This is a genomic window from Bradyrhizobium sp. USDA 4510, assembly GCF_054059095.1.
Window position 1 is genome coordinate 6,146,429 of record NZ_JBSSBT010000001.1, and the last position, 14,685, is coordinate 6,161,113.

14 protein-coding genes are annotated in these 14,685 nt (G+C 65.7%); 5 read left to right on the plus strand and 9 right to left on the minus strand.

What is annotated here, in order from left to right; genetic code table 11:
• Positions 1-398: 398 nt before the first annotated feature.
• Positions 399-2,057: an electron transfer flavoprotein-ubiquinone oxidoreductase gene (locus tag ACVMDN_RS28645; RefSeq protein WP_141342589.1), complete on the minus strand. Its 1,659-nt coding sequence runs from the start codon at positions 2,055-2,057 to the stop codon at positions 399-401.
• Positions 2,058-2,242: 185 nt separating this feature from the next.
• Here ACVMDN_RS28645 and ACVMDN_RS28650 point away from each other — a divergent pair, with 185 nt between their 5' ends.
• Entirely contained in the window at positions 2,243-3,073 is an 831-nt protein-coding gene (locus ACVMDN_RS28650; RefSeq protein WP_375162581.1) for a uracil-DNA glycosylase family protein, read from the plus strand.
• Positions 3,074-3,451: 378 nt separating this feature from the next.
• Here the strand turns inward: ACVMDN_RS28650 and ACVMDN_RS28655 are convergent, their stop codons facing one another.
• From ACVMDN_RS28655 to ACVMDN_RS28675, 5 genes are all read right to left on the minus strand, one after another.
• Positions 3,452-4,480: an IS110 family RNA-guided transposase gene (locus ACVMDN_RS28655; protein ID WP_057016162.1), complete on the minus strand. Its 1,029-nt coding sequence runs from the start codon at positions 4,478-4,480 to the stop codon at positions 3,452-3,454.
• Positions 4,481-4,653: 173 nt separating this feature from the next.
• The gene (locus ACVMDN_RS28660; RefSeq protein ID WP_141343451.1) at positions 4,654-6,162 is read right to left on the minus strand and encodes a glycosyltransferase family 39 protein; all 1,509 of its coding nucleotides are present in this window, start codon (positions 6,160-6,162) and stop codon (positions 4,654-4,656) included.
• Between the two features lie 321 nt (positions 6,163-6,483).
• Positions 6,484-7,260, minus strand: a complete 777-nt coding sequence (locus tag ACVMDN_RS28665; RefSeq protein ID WP_076830319.1) for a ribonuclease HII — start codon at positions 7,258-7,260, stop codon at positions 6,484-6,486.
• A 94-nt stretch (positions 7,261-7,354) separates the two neighbouring features.
• Positions 7,355-7,801, minus strand: coding sequence for a VOC family protein (locus ACVMDN_RS28670; protein WP_057017003.1), 447 nt, complete (start codon positions 7,799-7,801; stop codon positions 7,355-7,357).
• A gap of 117 nt (positions 7,802-7,918) precedes the next feature.
• Entirely contained in the window at positions 7,919-9,085 is a 1,167-nt protein-coding gene (locus ACVMDN_RS28675) for a PA0069 family radical SAM protein (RefSeq protein ID WP_141342983.1), read from the minus strand.
• A gap of 164 nt (positions 9,086-9,249) precedes the next feature.
• Between ACVMDN_RS28675 and ACVMDN_RS28680 the strand changes: the two genes are divergently transcribed.
• A complete protein-coding gene (locus ACVMDN_RS28680) occupies positions 9,250-9,819 on the plus strand; it encodes a glycosyltransferase family protein (RefSeq protein ID WP_141342982.1) in 570 nt (189 codons plus the stop codon).
• A 45-nt stretch (positions 9,820-9,864) separates the two neighbouring features.
• Entirely contained in the window at positions 9,865-10,806 is a 942-nt protein-coding gene (locus ACVMDN_RS28685) for a bifunctional helix-turn-helix transcriptional regulator/GNAT family N-acetyltransferase (protein ID WP_076830312.1), read from the plus strand.
• A gap of 114 nt (positions 10,807-10,920) precedes the next feature.
• Here ACVMDN_RS28685 and moaB read toward each other — a convergent pair whose 3' ends face one another.
• The 3 genes from moaB to ACVMDN_RS28700 all read right to left on the minus strand — a co-directional run bounded on the left by moaB (position 10,921) and on the right by ACVMDN_RS28700 (position 12,881).
• Entirely contained in the window at positions 10,921-11,484 is a 564-nt protein-coding gene (gene moaB / locus ACVMDN_RS28690; protein ID WP_076830310.1) for a molybdenum cofactor biosynthesis protein B, read from the minus strand.
• Positions 11,485-11,668: 184 nt separating this feature from the next.
• Positions 11,669-12,607 (minus strand): KPN_02809 family neutral zinc metallopeptidase, encoded by a 939-nt coding sequence (gene ypfJ / locus ACVMDN_RS28695; RefSeq protein ID WP_057016999.1) that lies wholly within the window; start codon positions 12,605-12,607, stop codon positions 11,669-11,671.
• 70 nt (positions 12,608-12,677) lie between these two features.
• Complete coding sequence (locus tag ACVMDN_RS28700) at positions 12,678-12,881, minus strand: hypothetical protein (protein WP_156436184.1); 204 nt, start codon at positions 12,879-12,881, stop codon at positions 12,678-12,680.
• Between the two features lie 108 nt (positions 12,882-12,989).
• On the opposite strand from ACVMDN_RS28700, the gene ACVMDN_RS28705 reads away from it, so the two are divergent.
• Positions 12,990-14,123, plus strand: a complete 1,134-nt coding sequence (locus tag ACVMDN_RS28705) for a site-specific DNA-methyltransferase (protein ID WP_057016998.1) — start codon at positions 12,990-12,992, stop codon at positions 14,121-14,123.
• A gap of 187 nt (positions 14,124-14,310) precedes the next feature.
• Positions 14,311-14,637, plus strand: coding sequence for a hypothetical protein (locus tag ACVMDN_RS28710; protein WP_141342981.1), 327 nt, complete (start codon positions 14,311-14,313; stop codon positions 14,635-14,637).
• Positions 14,638-14,685: the final 48 nt, after the last annotated feature.

Below are 14,685 nucleotides of genomic sequence, written 5' to 3' on the forward strand. Positions count from 1 at the left end.
GATTTTATGGCCAAGATCTTGCGATCAGTCTCAAAATGCGAACCCAAGCGGCGGCATCACGGCGGGGGACAATGCCGCTTTTGGCGCTCATCCGCAAGGATCGCCCAAAGGCAACCCATGACGAATCAATTGGCAGATTAGGCCTTTAGGCCCGCCGATCCAGCCAGCCCCCGCAAGACGCTTCCACTATGGCGGTATCGTGACCGGGCCGGGCATATTCGCGCGCGGACGCAAAAAGGCGCGAGATAAGGGTGCCACGGCACCCCTTTTCGCGCCTTCTGTTGTAACCGGGGGTGCAATCCGGCCGCTCCACGCGCGGAGAGGCCAAGCGGAGGTTGCGGCAACTCGCGCAGCCGCCTCACGCAAATGTGGTCGGCCGCCTCGAGCTCACCCTGGCCTCACATTGCCTCGTAGTTCGGACCGCCGCCGCCCTCCGGCGGAACCCAGGTGATGTTGCCGTTGGGGTCCTTCACGTCGCAGGTTTTGCAGTGGACGCAGTTCTGGGCGTTGATCTGGAAGCGCGGACCCGTCGATTCCTCGACCCATTCATAAACGCCGGCCGGGCAATAGCGGTTGGACGGACCGGCGAACACGTCGTGTTCCGAGGTCTTCTGCAGATTGAGGTCGGCGACCTTGAGATGGACCGGCTGGTCCTCCTCATGGTTGGTGTTGGACAGGAACACCGACGACAGCTTGTCGAACGAGATCTTGCCGTCCGGCTTCGGATAGGCGATCGGCTGGTGCTGCTTGGACGGATCGAGCGTCTTGCGGTCCGGCTTGGCGTGCGACTGGGTGCCGAACAGCGAGAAGCCGAGCGTGTTGCACCACATGTCGAAGCCGGAGAGCACCGTTCCGAGCATGTTGCCGAACTTCGACAGCAACGGCTTGGCATTGCGGACCTTGAACAGGTCCTTGCCGATCGCCGACGAGCGCCAGGCGTTCTCGTACTCGACGAGCTCGTCATTGGCGCGTCCGGCGCCGAGCGCGGCCGCGACATGCTCGGCGGCGAGCATGCCGGAGCCCATCGCGTTGTGGACGCCCTTGATGCGCGGCACGTTGACGAAGCCCGCCGCGCAGCCAATCAACGCGCCGCCCGGGAACGAGAGCCGGGGCACCGACTGGTAGCCGCCCTCGGTGATGGCGCGCGCGCCATAGGCGAGCCGCTTGCCGCCCTCGAACAGCTCGCGGACATCGGGATGGGTCTTGAAGCGCTGGAATTCGTCGAACGGCGACAGATAGGGATCGTTGTAGTTCAGATGCACGACGAAGCCGACCGCGACGCGGTTGTCGTCGTAATGATAGAGGAACGAGCCGCCGCCGGTCCTGTCGTTCAGCGGCCAGCCGAGCGTGTGCTGCACCCGACCCTTCTTGTGCTTCGCCGGGTCGATCTGCCAGACCTCCTTGAGGCCGATGCCGAACTTCGGCGGCTCGGAGTTGGCATCGAGATTGAACTTCGCGATCAGCTGCTTGGACAGCGAGCCGCGTGCGCCTTCGGCGAACAGCGTATATTTGCCGAGCAGCTCCATGCCGCGGGTGTAGGAATCCTTGTGGCTGCCGTCCCTGGCAATGCCCATGTCGCCGGTGGCGATGCCGCGCACCGCGCCCTTGTCGTCATAAAGCACTTCGGCCGCGGCAAAGCCCGGATAGATCTCGACGCCGAGCGCTTCCGCCTTCGGTGCCAGCCAGCGGCAGACATTGCCGAGCGAGCCGATGTAGCAGTGATGATTGTTCATCAGCGGCGGCATGATGAAGTTCGGCAGGCGGAACCAGCCTTGCGACGTCGTCCAGTAGAAGCGGTCGTCCTTGACCTGCGTCTTCAGCGGACAATCGGCGTCGTCGCGCCAGTCGGGCACGAGCTTGTCGAGCCCGGCCGGATCGATCACCGCACCCGAGAGGATGTGCGCGCCGACCTCGGAGCCCTTCTCCACCACGACGATCGAGAGCTCCGGATTGAGCTGCTTCAGCCGGATCGCGGCCGACAGGCCCGACGGGCCGGCGCCGACGATGACGACGTCGAATTCCATAGACTCGCGCGGAGGAAGGTCTTCAGCACTCATGATCTTTGATCTCAGCCCATTGAGAACGCTTCTAAGCTTTTCACGGGTCGTTGTTTCCGATTTTTGGCGGAAGGACAACCATGGAATTGCGCTTCCATGGGTTTGCACGGCCCGGGTACCGCAAGAGAATAATCTTTTCCGAAAACCGCCCTCCACTTTTCTGGTCGATGCTCTAGATTGCGCCCATGATGGCCCTGCCGCCCGAGCCCACCCCTACACTGCAGCAATTGCTGGCCTTTTACCTCGAGGCCGGGGTCGATTGCGCGCTTGGCGATGCGCCGATCAACCGGCTCGAGGAGCCGGAGCCAGTTCCCGCCCCAGCCGCGCCGCGCCCATCAGTTGCACTCAATCCGCTGCGTCCGCCGCCGATGCCGTCAGTTCCGCGCAGCGAAATCACCGTGGCGCCGGATGCCGCGATCGCTTCCGCGCGCGAGGCTGCGCGGACTGCGCCGACGCTTGCAGCCCTGCGCACGCTGATGGAGAATTTCGACGGCTGCGCGTTGAAGCACACCGCAACCAGGCTGGTGTTCGCCGACGGCAATCCGCAGGCGCGCGTGATGTTCGTCGGCGAGGCGCCGGGCCGCGACGAGGACATCGAGGGCCTGCCGTTCGTGGGCCGTTCCGGCAAGCTGCTCGACCGCATGATCGCGGCGATCGGGCTCGACCGCAGCAAGGCCTATATCGCCAACGTGATCCCGTGGCGGCCGCCCGGCAACCGTACGCCGACGCCGCAGGAGACGCAGGTGTGCCTGCCCTTCATCCAGCGCCATGTCGAACTCGTGAATCCCGACGTGCTGGTGACGCTCGGCAATCCCTCGACGCAGGCGCTGCTCGGAACGCGCGAGGGCATCATGCGCACGCGCGGCAAATGGATCGACTACGACACCGGCACCCGCACGATCCGCGCCGTCGCCACCTTCCATCCCGCCTATCTGCTGCGCTCGCCGTCGTACAAGCGGCTGTCCTGGCAGGATCTGCGCGCGATCGCGAAGGTGTTGCAGGTGGCGAGCGCGTAGCTTCGTAGCCCGGATGGAGCCAACGGGTCGCGCGGACGCGCGCCCGATGACAGGCTCCGCGCAATCCGGGTGGATCAGGTGGCGTAAAAGAGCGGCCCCGGATTTCGCTGCGCTTCATCCGGGCTTCTGTAACGGGCCTTGGTTAGTCAATCCCTTTTCGCGTCATCCACTCGCCGGGCACTTGCTTCTGTACGGGATCGGCGCGAAGGCCGTCGCCTGATGGGGTGCATTGAGGAGCCGGCCGGCCAATCTACGGATTGCGTGGTCGTGAGCCACTTCCCGGATGGCGGCCTGACCGGATCCATCGTCCCAGCGGAGGGACTTCGCTCGGGGAGAGCCTGGTGTCGTGGCCCGCCCGGAACCGATTGCTGCTCCTGGCTAGATGGCCTTGGTCATCGGGTTGAACGGTTTGGTGTCGGCGAGCATGCGATGCAGGATCACGGCGAGCTTGCGAGCCAGCGCTACCTTGGCCTTGCGCATGCCTGCGCGCCGGGCGATCCGCATCGCCCAGCTCTTCAATGCCGAGCAATTCTTGACCGGCTTGGTCAGCATGACGTGAGCTGCCTGGTAGAGTGCCTCGCGCACGGAGGCATCCCCGATCTTGCTGATGCGGCCGGTGTAGTCGGTCTCACCGGACTGGTACTTCTTCGGGGTGAGCCCAAAGTGGGCTCCCGTGGCCTTCGAGGAGCGGAAGCGCTTCGGGTCGTCGATCGCCGCGGCATAGGTGAGCGCCACGATCGGACCAACGGACGGCGTTGTCATCAGGAGCTTGGCGGATGGATGCGTCCTGGCGAGCTTCTGGGTGTGCTTGTCCAGGCTCTTGAACTCCCGCAGCAGCACCGCATGGGCTTGGAGCAGCGCCGCCGCGACCAACTCCAGTCCGGGATGGCCGGTCACGAGCTCGCGGATGCGTCCGGCGAACGTGCGCTCGGTGGTCGCACCGACCTTCAGGCCAAAACCGCGAAGTATGCCGCGCAGGCTGTTCTCGACATCGCGAAGCTTGGATTGCAGCAGCTTGCGCGCCGTCAGGATGGCGCGGGTCTCCTGCGCCGCGACCGACTTGCAGTGCACCGGCCGGAACCAGCCGAGCCGCATCAACTGCGCGATCCGGCGGGCATCGTTGCGGTCCGTCTTCACCGGCATCGACTTGAAGGCTTCGCGAACGTGCCGCGTTTCCAGCAGCTCGACCGCAAGCCCTGCGTCTCGCAGACCCGCATACAGCCATTGCGACAAGGGGCCTGCCTCCAGCCCGATCCGTTCCAGTACCAGACCCAGCGACCGGAACCAGGCGATCAGCGCCGCCGGCTCGCTCGCAACCTTCGTCTCGCGCAAAATCTTGCCTGTCCCATCGACAAGGCAAACGCTCGAGCATTCCAAAGACACGTCAATTCCTGCATAGTGGTACATGGTCGTCCCTTAATGATGCTTGGAGCGGGCTTGCCCGACTCCGTTGAACACCATCAGTTTGAGGGACGACCGCCTTCCAACCAACAGGCCGCTCGCGAGCGCGCTTCCAAATTGCGCCGTAGCGAGCGGGCGGCCGGCCCGTTACCCCATCTACGGCTCCACGTCACGTCAAATCACGTCCCTTTCGGCCGCACGATCGCCCAGCCGATCCGCAGCACCGGCTGCCGTCCGTTGACCAGCCGGTCGAACGAACGCGGCACTTCCGGCACGAGGCCGGGGAAGCGCTGCGCGATGTCGGGCGGCGGCGTGCCGGCGGTGTCCTGTGCGCGCCACACCACGACGCCGCCGGTTTCGTTGAATTTTGCGACCGACAGCCACGGCGTCCGCTGCGGCGTGGCGTCGAGCAAAAGATGCGGGCGGCGGCGGTTCATCGCAATCAGGCTGGCAAGTTCGGGATCGCCGGCCACCGCGCGCAGGCGCTGGTTGGTGCGGCGCTCATAGCTGTCATCGAAGAAGCGGCCCATCGCGGCTGCCGGCAGCGAGGTGGACGCCTCCGTGGTGCTGGTCCAGGGCAGGAACAGCGCCGCCGCCAGCGCGAGCGCTGCAGGCGCCGCGACCGCCAAGGCCCAGACCGAACGCAGCAGCCGCTGCCGCCTGAGCGGGATCAGTTCGCCGGTCGCGACCACGACGGCAAGCCCGGACATCAACAGCGCCACTCCGGCGCCGCCGAAGGCGCGATCGAGATTGAACAGCGCGGAGACGAAGCTGCTCGCGATCGCCGGCGCGAACGCGAAGAAATACACGAATTGCCGCGCCAGCGGACTGACCGGCGGGCGGTTGATGATCGGGGCATCCTCGGTCTTGCCGGCGAACCAGCGCGAATTGAGGATCGCCAGCAGCGCGATCGCGGCGGTCGCCACGATCAGCCCGCCGAGCACCACGCCCCAGCGCAGCGCGCGCGCCTTGAGATCGGCGAGTGCCGGCAAGGCCGGCAGCGCCAGGACGTCGGCGCGGAGCATCCAGATCAGGTAGGGCAGCGCCAGCACGATGATGACGAGCAGCGCGTAGATCGGATCGACCGACTTGAGCATGCGCCGCCCGCGCTCGGTTGCGAGCGCAAAGCCTGTCACGAGCAGGATCATGCCGATCGCCGCCGGCGTCGTCAGCAGCAGGAGCCCGCAATCGATCGACCAGGCGAACCAGGCGTTGCGCCGGTTCTGCCCGATCAGTTGCCAGGAATGCAGCAACAGCAGCGCCCAGAGCGGGCGCGCCAGGATCAGCGGGCCGAACTCGACGCTTGGCGAGGAGAACACCACGACCGTCATCGACAGCAGCACTGCCAGCACGCCCTGCGGGCCACCGACGATGGCGCGCGCCAAGGCGTAGAAGGCGATGAAGGTGACGATCTCGCAGACCTGCGCCAGGAGATAGACGCCGAACACGTGATTGCCGACGGCGCGGAAGGCGATGTCGGCGAGCCAGAACGCGAGCGGCGGCCCCATGTCGGTGCCGACCTGATATTCGCGGCCGAAGGCGAGGATGGTGGCGAGGTTGCCGGGCGGACTGCCGTAGAAGATGGCCGGCAGGAACAGCCAGATCGCGGCCTGCGCCAGCACCACGATCCAGACCACGAGGCGCGGCCGGGCGCGGATCAGTTCGACAACCAGGGAGGTAAACCGCATGAAACGCCTGAAATGCCCCAGCCACCCGTATCAAGCGGCGCCATCTGATCCCGAGGTTTTTTGATAAACGGCGGCGGCGATGGAGGCAACCGGGCTGGATGTGTCCACGGTGCAAAGTCAAACATCGCTGTCATGCCCCGCGAAGGCGGGCATCCAGTACGCCGCGGCGGCCAGGCTTGAGCACAACGGTCTCTGGAATACTGGATCGCCCGGTCCCGTCTTCGCCAAGGCTTCGACGAGGCCAGGGCCCCCTGGCGCGCCGAAGCTTTAGCGGAGGCGGCGAGCCGGGCGATGCCACCGAGAGTGCGGCGCCGCCGCGCTTTACGCCGCTTCGGATGCCGCGGCTTCGCTTTCGGCGTCCACCGTGAACAGGTCGGGCTCCGCCGGGACCGGGAAATGCTTCAGCCGCGCCGCGACGACGGGAGCGAAGAAACTGCGGTGATGGCTGCTGGGGCCGAGCCGGTCGAGCGCCTCGAGGTGCTCGGGGACGGCATAGCCCTTGTGCTGCTCGAAGCCGTAGCCGGGGCAATCCAGCGCCAGCGCGCACATCAGGCGGTCGCGCGTCACCTTGGCGATGATCGAGGCCGCCGCGATCGAGGCCACGATGCCGTCGCCGCCGATCACGGCGTCGCAGTCGCAGGGCGTGGCGAGCTTGTCGCGGCCGTCGACGAAGACATGCTTCGGCATTTCCGGCAGCGCATGCACCGCGCGCGCCAGCGCCCACAGCGAGGCGCGCAGGATGTTGTCGCGGTCGATCCGCGCCCGTGACGCCACCGCGACCGAGAACGCTGCTGTCGCGCAGATTTCCTCGAACAGTTCCTCGCGGCGCTCGACGGTCAGCCGCTTCGAATCATCGAGGCCCTTGGGTATCCGATTTGGGTCCAGCACCACGGCGGCGGCGACCACCGGGCCCGCCAGCGGCCCGCGCCCGGCCTCGTCGCAGCCGGCGACCGGCCAGACGCCGCGCTTGATCAGCGCGCGCTCGCGCCGAAAGCTCGGCCGCGTCACCACGATGACGCGCTTGTCCGGCTTGGCCGGCTCGGCCGGCTTCTTCTTCGACGCGGTCTTTGACGTGCGATTGGACTTGTCCCGAATCATGCGGGGATCGTGGTCAAGCCCGGCCCGCGGCGCAACCGGGAACCTGGCGCCCTTCCCCGTTATTCAATCCGCCACCCTAATCGGGATCGGCGCTCTAATCGGGGATTGACACCCGGCGGTCGTCGCGAACCTCAAAGCCCGGCGCGCGCACCACTTCCCAGGCGTGGCCGTCGGGATCGCCGAAATAACCGCAATAGCCGCCATAGCTGGTCGGCTGCGCGGGTTTCAGCAGCCTGGCGCCTTTCGACAGCGCGAACGCCATCACACGATCGACCTCGGCGTCGTCGTTGCAGTTCCAAGCGATCGCGACGCCGCGGAACGCTGAAGGCCGTGGCTGATCCGGCAGCCCGGCATCGGCAGCGAGCAGATGCCACGGGAACAGGCCGAGCACGGTGCCGCCGGTCTCGAAGAAGGCGACCTCCTCGCCGGTCGCGCGCATCTTCCTGGAGAAGCCGAGCGATTCATAAAAGCCGATGCTGGCGCGCATGTCGCTGACGCCCAGCGTGAGGACGGTGAAGCGTGCGGTCGGGGCGTTACTCATGTTTACCTTTCCCGTCGTTGCGAGCGAAGCGACGCAATCCATTGTTCCACATATTCGGATGCATGGATTGCTTCGTCGCTTCGCTCCTCGCAATGACGATCATCACTTTGCTGGCACCTAAAACAAGCTCAGCTGCTGCCCGCTGCGCTTCGGCTTGGCGAAGTGATCGGTGGTCAGCTTGGTCCGCCGCTTGTTGAGGCCGAGCTTTTCGCAGGCGATCTCGAAGCGGCGGCCGATCATCCAGGCCATCGGGCCGGTGCCCTTCATCCGCGTGCCCCATTGCGAGTCGTAGTCGCGGCCACCGCGCATGTCGCGGATCAGCGTGAAGACGTGACGGTAGCGATCGGGATAGTTGGCCATCAGCCATTCGCGGAACAGATCGCGCACCTCGAGCGGCAGCCGCAGCAGCACATAGCTCGCCTCCCTGGCGCCGGCATGTGCGGCGGCATCGAGGATGCGCTCGATCTCGGAATCGTTCAGCGCCGGGATCACGGGTGCGACCATCACCGTGGTCGGGATGCCGGCATCCGTGAGCCGCTTGATCGCCTCGAGCCGCTTCGGCGGGGTCGAGGCGCGCGGCTCCATGGTGCGGGCGAGTTTCGGGTCGAGCGTCGTCACCGAGAGCGCGACCTTGGCGAGATTGCGCTTGGCCATACGTACCAGGATGTCGATGTCGCGGGTGACCAGCGCCGACTTGGTGACGATGCCGACCGGATGGCCGGCGCGCTCCAGCACCTCGAGGATGCCGCGCATGATCTTCCGGTCGCGCTCGATCGGCTGATAGGGATCGGTGTTGGTGCCGATCGCGATCATCCGCGCCTCGTAGTCCGGTGCCGCCAGCTCCTTCTCGAGCAGCGCGGGTGCGTCCGGCTTGGCGAACAGCTTCGATTCGAAGTCCAGCCCCGGCGACAGGCCGAGATAGGCGTGGGTCGGCCGCGCGAAGCAATAGACGCAGCCGTGCTCACAGCCGCGATACGGATTGATCGAGCGGTCGAAGCCGATGTCGGGCGAGTCGTTGCGGGTGATCACCTTGCGCGAGGTGTCGAGCGCCACGCTGGTCGCAAATGGCGGCAGGTCCTCGAGGCTCTGCCAGCCGTCGTCGAAGGCAACGCGCGCCTCGGCCTCGTAGCGGCCGCTGGCGTTGGACTGCGCGCCGCGGCCGCGCCGCCGCTCGCGCTCGATCGCGACCGCAAGCTCGGGAAAAGGGGAAGGTGCACCCGCCGGGTTATCGGAGGGCGCCGTTACCGGCGGGTGCTTGAGGGCATGAGAGGATGCTCGGCTCATGCTTTGAAGCTAACACGGCACGAGAACAAATCAAGAACATGAACGGAGAAATTCCACAAAACCTTGCTACAAAATTCTGCAGGCGAACAGGCTGCTTTGAATATGACAAGGTGATAACACGGCCGGAGTTTCTCCACCGTTTGAGCCATCGAAGCCTCAAAATCATGCTGAGCGTGATCATTCCAACCGACGGCGTCGAGCGCACCGCGGTCGCAACATTGGCGGCGCTGGTGCCGGGCGCGGCCGCCGGCGTCATCCGCGAAGTGCTGCTGGTCGACCGCAGCAACAGCGATGTGATGGAGCGCGTCGCCGACGTTGCCGGCTGCCGTTTCATGCGCTTCGAGGGCACGCGCGCCGCGGCGCTTGCGGCAGGCGCGCGGCAGGCGCGGTCGCCCTGGCTGATGTTCCTGCATCCGGGCGCAGTGCTCGATGCCGGCTGGATCGAGGAAACCACCCAGTTCATCCAGATGGTGGCGGCCAGCGGCAAGGACCGCGCCGGCATCTTCCGCTACGCCCGCGCACCCTACACCGACCCGGGCCTGCGCGACGGCCTCAAATTCGTTGCCCGGATGATCACCGGGCCCTCGGCCGAACAGGGCCTTTTGATCGCGCGCGAGCATTACGAGCGGATCGGCGGCTACCGGCCCGATGCCCGCCGCTCCGAGGCGCGCCTGCTGCGCCGGCTCGGCCGTTCCTCCCGCACCATGCTGCGGAGCCGGATCATGGTGGCCTGAACAAAGCGCTTGCGGATTATTTGATTCCGTCAAATAATATGCTTGATGAAATCAAACTTCCATGACACCACGCTCGAGAGCCAGGTCGCCGCGGTCCGCGGCTTCAGCCGGTTCTATACCCGCAAGCTCGGCATCATCGAGCCGAAGCTGTTGCACTCACCATTCACGCTGCAGGAAGCGCGGATCATCTACGAGCTCGCGCACCGCGAAAATTGCACCGCAACCGATCTGGTGCGCGATCTCGACCTCGATGCCGGCTTCGTCAGCCGCACGCTGGCGGCGCTGCAAAGGCGCCAGATCGTGACGCGGAAGCCATCGAAGGCCGACAAGCGCGTCAACGAGGTGGCCCTCACCGCCAAGGGCCGCACTGCTGCCGCCGATCTCGACTGCCGCTCGCGCAGCGAGGTCGGGACGCTATTGAAGCAGATGGACGGCGACCGTCGCGCCGCGGTGGTGCGCGCCATGGGCACGATCGAGCAATCGCTGGAGCCGCCGGCCGAGAAACCGGTCGGCTTCCTGCTGCGCAGCCATCGCGTCGGCGACATGGGTTGGGTCGTCTCGCGGCAGGGACAAGCCTACGCGGAGGAGTATGGCTGGGACATTAGCTACGAGGCGTTGGTGGCCGAGATCTGCGCGCAGTTTCTGCGATCGTTCGATCCGGCGCGCGAGCATTGCTGGATCGCGGAGGTCGACGGCGAGCCGGTCGGCTCGGTCTTCCTGGTCGACGGCGGCGACGGGGTCGCCAAGCTGCGCCTGCTGCTGGTGGAAGAAAAGGCGCGCGGGCTCGGCGTCGGCCGCGCACTGGTCGAGCAATGCATCCGCGCCGCGCGCGAGAAGGGTTACAAGAAGATGACGCTGTGGACCCAGAGCATCCTGGTCGCCGCGCGCGGCATCTACGCCCGTGCCGGCTTCGAGCGGGTCAAGGAAGAAAAGCACCACAGCTTTGGCGTCGACCTAGTCGGCGAGACCTGGGAGCTGGAGTTGTAGGGCTCTTTACCCTCCGGCGTCATTCCGGGGCGATGCGCAGCATCGAACCCGGCATCTCGCGCCACAATCTCTGGATTCCGGGTTCGCGCTTCGCACGCCCCGGAATGAGGGAGGCTAAGCGCTCGCGCCTTTCGCCTTCGGGCGGCGCAGATGTTCATCCAGCCGCGGCATGATCTCGACGAAATTGCAGGGGCGCGTGCGGTAGTCGAGTTGCGCCGCCAAAATGCCGTCCCAGCCGTCGCGGCAGGCGCCGGGCGAGCCGGGCAGGCAGAAGATGAAGGTCGCGCCCGCAACGCCAGCGGTGGCGCGGCTCTGGACAGTCGACGCCCCGATCTTGGCGTGGCTCAGCATGTGGAAGGCGATCGAAAAGCCGTCCATCCGCTTCTCGAACAATGGCTCGACCGCCTCCGGCGTCACGTCGCGGCCGGTGAAGCCGGTGCCGCCGGTGGTGATGACGGCATCGACAGCGGGATCGGCGATCCAGCGCCGGATCACGGCTCTGATCGCCTCGACATCGTCGGTGACGATCTCGCGCGCCGCGAGCTTGTGGCCGGCCGCGGTGAGACGGTCGGCCAGCGTGGTGCCCGACTTGTCATCCGCCAGCGAGCGGGTGTCGGAAATCGTCAGTACCGCGATATTGAGCGGGATGAATGATTTGGATTCGTCGAGTGAGGACATTTGCACCTCTTTCCATCCCGCTGACGACATCCTGAGGTGCTCGCCTCGCGGTGCACTTGCATCACTGGGCGAGCACCTCAGGATGGGCCACGGGCTCCGTCATCCTTCGAGGCTCGCCAACAGGCGAACATATCCCGAGTGAGCGCGTTCGCGCTCATCCGGGGATGACGCTACCGGCACACGGCTACAAGCTACCGCCGAACGTGTTGCAGGCCTGCACGGTGCCCTGCTGGTAGCCCCTCATGAACCACTCCTTGCGCTGCGCGGCGGAGCCGTGGGTGAAGGAATCAGGCACCACCCTGCCCGTCGCCTGCCGCTGCAGCGTGTCGTCGCCGATCGCGTTCGCGGTGGTCAGCGCGGCGTCGATGTCGCCGGCCTCGAGGAAGCCCGGCCGCTTCTTCTCCTCGCGGTTGACCCAGACGCCGGAAAGGCAATCGGCCTGCAGCTCGACCTTGACCTGCAGCGCGTTGGCCTCGGCCTTGCTGCCGGCCTGCTGCTGCAGCCGATTCACGCGCGGAATGATGCCGAGCAGGTTCTGGATGTGATGGCCGGCCTCATGCGCGATGATATAGGCCGCGGTGAACTTGCAGGCGTTGCCCGAGCAGCCGCGGAAGCGCGTCTCGACCTCGCGGAAGAAGCCGGTGTCGAGGAAGATGGTCTTGTCCGGCGGGCAGTAGAACGGTCCCATCGCCGACTGCGCCATGCCGCAGCGGCCGCCATTCGTGGCATTGCGGAACAGCACGATCTTCGGACCGGTGTAGGTCTGCCCGCTGGCCTTGAAGATCTCGCTCCAGCGATCGTCGATCTCACCCAGGATGCCGGCGATCATGCTGCCCATCTCGTCGGTCGGGGCGCCGCGCTTGGCCTGGCCGCCTGACGACTGCCGGTCGGTCTGGTAGGTCGGCGCCTGGCCGCCGCCGGTGAGAATCTCGGCGCCGCCGATCAGGATGCGCGGGTCGATGCCGAAGGCATAGCCGAGCAAGCCGAGCACGATGATGGTGCCGATGCCGAGCCCGCCACCACCCATCGGAACGCCGAAGCCGCCACCGCCCCCTCCGCCCATCCCGCCTTCATCGCGACGATCTTCGATGTCGTCGCTGCGGCGGAAATCATCATAGCGCATGGTGGTTTCCCTTCATTCCAGTCGGCGACCCGACGCGGGACACTCCAACTTAAAATTTCCATTCTGTTAATCAATATCCTGCCCGGCAATAATTGCCTAGTCCGGAAGAGGCGCATCCCTTGCGGTGCAAACGGTTGCCAATGAGCGCAAATTTACCGCGCGAATCGTGCCGGTTTGATGATCCGCAAATTTTTTCGCCGAACGCGCTGATGTTGCAGCACAACGCCGGTGGCATCGCGACGTGCCGCGCAAAAGATGCTGCAATCTTTTGCATGAAGATTTCCAATTAAGTCGATTTTTACTTTGCCGGGTCAATGTGACGCCAGTCGGTTGTTTAGTCCCGCGTCGCCGACAGCGTCGCCTGAGTCAGAGTTCTTGAGTCATGGTAGTGTCGCGTCGCGGGGCGTCTGCAAGGGCGCCCCGCACTAAATTTGAGAGTGCCCCATCGAGCCACATCGTCATTGGCGATTGCGTGGCCGAATTGTCGAAGCTTCAGGCCGGCTCGGTCGACCTGGTCTTCGCGGATCCTCCCTACAATCTGCAGCTCAAGGGCGACCTCAAGCGCCCCGATGAGTCGCATGTCGATGCCGTCAACGACGACTGGGACAAGTTCTCGTCGTTCGCTGCCTACGACGATTTCACCCGGGCCTGGCTGCTGGCCTGCCGCCGCGTGATGAAGCCGTCGGCAACGCTGTGGGTGATCGGCTCCTATCACAACATCTTCCGCGTCGGCGCGATCATGCAGGACCTCGGCTTCTGGCTCCTGAACGACATCGTGTGGCGCAAGTCCAATCCGATGCCGAACTTCCGCGGCCGCCGCTTCACCAATGCGCACGAGACCATGATCTGGGCCGCGCGCGACGAGAAGGCCAAGGGCTACACCTTCAATTACGAAGCGCTGAAGGCGTCCAATGAGGACGTGCAGGCACGCTCCGACTGGCTGATCCCGCTGTGCACCGGCGAGGAGCGCCTCAAGGACGGCGACGGCAAGAAGGTGCATCCGACGCAGAAGCCCGAGCAGCTGCTCGCCCGCGTGTTGCTGTCGTCCTCGAAGCCCGGCGATCTCGTGATCGATCCGTTCAACGGCACCGGCACCACCGGCGCCGTCGCCAAGCGCCTCGGCCGCAGCTATATCGGCTTCGAGCGCGACAAGGCCTATGCCGCCGCCGCCGAGGCGCGCATCGCCGCGATCGAGCCGCTGCCGGAAGCAACGCTGGCGCCGTTCATGACCGCGCGCGAGGCACCGCGGGTGGCGTTCTCCGAACTGATCGAACGCGGCATGATCGTGCCGGGCGCCAGGCTGGTCGACGCCAAGAAGCGCCACGGCGCCCTGGTGCGCGCCGACGGCGCCATCATGCTCGGCGACAAGGTCGGCTCGATCCACCGCATCGGCGCGGTCGCGCAGGGCTCCGGCGCCTGCAACGGCTGGACCTTCTGGCACGTCGAGACCAAGAGCGGCCTGCGGCTGATCGACGAGCTGCGCGCCGAGATCCGCTCCGAGATGGCGGCGGGCTGAGGCAAGCCGACTAATCTTCCTCGTCATTCCGGGCTCGCCGCTTCCCGGCGCCCTCAGATGCGCAATTGCGCACCGGGGAATGACACGTTGGGAAAGATGACGCCGTCTTGAATGCGGCCCGCCTTGTTGCGCCGCGACGGCGGGACTAGATTCGGTCCCACCACTTGCCCGTTTCGATTGGTCGCCGATGCGAAGACAATCCGAGAACTTGCTGCTGGTGCCGCTGCTGCCGGTCTTCCTGCTCGGCATGTTTCCGATGCTGCTGATCGGCCTGCTCGGATTCTTCGGCCTGATCATTTTCGGCATCCTGCTGATCTGCGTCGGCCTGACGCTCGCCCTCGAGGCGCATGGCGAGTTCAATGAAGAGATCATCGTCCATGGCTACGCACGGGGATCAGAACGCGCGGCGCAGGTCTCCCATTTGCGTGCTGCGACCCGCTCCGCTGCCGCGCTGGACGTCGCGGGCATCGTGCTGGTCGTCGCGGGTATCCTGGGCTTCTTCTGGGCCGGCTGACCAGCGCGCCACGCGACCCTGATTCACAAACTCGTCGCTTGCGCTGCG

Coding starts and splice junctions, on each gene's coding strand:
- ACVMDN_RS28645 (WP_141342589.1), bottom strand. CDS start 2,057: ATGAGTGCTGAAGACCTTCCTCCGCGCGAGTCTATGGAATTCGACGTC.
- ACVMDN_RS28650 (WP_375162581.1), top strand. CDS start 2,243: ATGATGGCCCTGCCGCCCGAGCCCACCCCTACACTGCAGCAATTGCTG.
- ACVMDN_RS28655 (WP_057016162.1), bottom strand. CDS start 4,480: ATGTACCACTATGCAGGAATTGACGTGTCTTTGGAATGCTCGAGCGTT.
- ACVMDN_RS28660 (WP_141343451.1), bottom strand. CDS start 6,162: ATGCGGTTTACCTCCCTGGTTGTCGAACTGATCCGCGCCCGGCCGCGC.
- ACVMDN_RS28665 (WP_076830319.1), bottom strand. CDS start 7,260: ATGATTCGGGACAAGTCCAATCGCACGTCAAAGACCGCGTCGAAGAAG.
- ACVMDN_RS28670 (WP_057017003.1), bottom strand. CDS start 7,801: ATGAGTAACGCCCCGACCGCACGCTTCACCGTCCTCACGCTGGGCGTC.
- ACVMDN_RS28675 (WP_141342983.1), bottom strand. CDS start 9,085: ATGAGCCGAGCATCCTCTCATGCCCTCAAGCACCCGCCGGTAACGGCG.
- ACVMDN_RS28680 (WP_141342982.1), top strand. CDS start 9,250: ATGCTGAGCGTGATCATTCCAACCGACGGCGTCGAGCGCACCGCGGTC.
- ACVMDN_RS28685 (WP_076830312.1), top strand. CDS start 9,865: ATGAAATCAAACTTCCATGACACCACGCTCGAGAGCCAGGTCGCCGCG.
- moaB (WP_076830310.1), bottom strand. CDS start 11,484: ATGTCCTCACTCGACGAATCCAAATCATTCATCCCGCTCAATATCGCG.
- ypfJ (WP_057016999.1), bottom strand. CDS start 12,607: ATGCGCTATGATGATTTCCGCCGCAGCGACGACATCGAAGATCGTCGC.
- ACVMDN_RS28700 (WP_156436184.1), bottom strand. CDS start 12,881: ATGCAAAAGATTGCAGCATCTTTTGCGCGGCACGTCGCGATGCCACCG.
- ACVMDN_RS28705 (WP_057016998.1), top strand. CDS start 12,990: ATGGTAGTGTCGCGTCGCGGGGCGTCTGCAAGGGCGCCCCGCACTAAA.
- ACVMDN_RS28710 (WP_141342981.1), top strand. CDS start 14,311: ATGCGAAGACAATCCGAGAACTTGCTGCTGGTGCCGCTGCTGCCGGTC.